Annotated in this window: 1 pseudogene; it reads left to right on the plus strand. The window is 67.3% G+C overall.

Features of this window, described 5'->3' with window-relative positions:
- Positions 1–57: 57 nt before the first annotated feature.
- Positions 58–722, plus strand: a pseudogene (locus PV410_RS44615) (IS5 family transposase); the annotation flags it as partial.

Genomic DNA, 722 nt, shown 5'->3' on the forward strand with positions numbered 1-722 from the left:
CTAGGACTTGTCCGCCCGATCATGTGACTACTCGCCGTCCAGGTCGTTGATGTGGACATGGGGCGGGGTGATCTGACAGACGCAGAGTGGGAACGGCTGCGGCCGTTCCTGCCGGTCAGTAACCGGCGTTGTGGCCGGTGGCGGGATCACCGGCAGGTCATCGACGGGATTCTGCACCGGGTGCGGACTGGTGTGCAGTGGCGTGACCTGCCGGAACGGTTCGGGCCGTGGAAAACGGTCTATGAACGGCACCGGCTGTGGTCTGCGGACGGGACGTGGGAACGTCTGCTGCAGCAGGTCCAGGCCGCCGCGGATGACGGGGGTGAGATCGACTGGGACATCTCGGTGGACTCCACCATCGTTCGCGCTCATCAGCACGCCGCCGGCGCCCGCACCGATCCGCCGCCGATCCCGGCATCAAAGGGGGCCGAGCAGGCAGAACACCAGGGCGAAACAGCGTGGCAGAGTCTGCACGCCCGCCTGGTGGAGGTGGTGCAGGAAGTGAGGGCCTGGGCCGCTCGCGGGGCGGGTTCACCAGCAAACTCCACCTGAGCGCCGACGGCCGATGCCGCCCGCTGTCCCTCATCGTCACACCAGGCCAGCGGGCGGACTGCACCCAGTTCACGAAGGTGCTGGACAAGATCCGCATTCCCAAGCTCGGCCCGGGCAGGCCCCGCAAGAAACCCGACAGCCTTGCCGCGGACAAGGCCTACAGCAACGGA

The sequence above is a fragment of the Streptomyces sp. PA03-5A genome, from assembly GCF_033792725.1.
Taxonomy (GTDB): domain Bacteria; phylum Actinomycetota; class Actinomycetes; order Streptomycetales; family Streptomycetaceae; genus Actinacidiphila.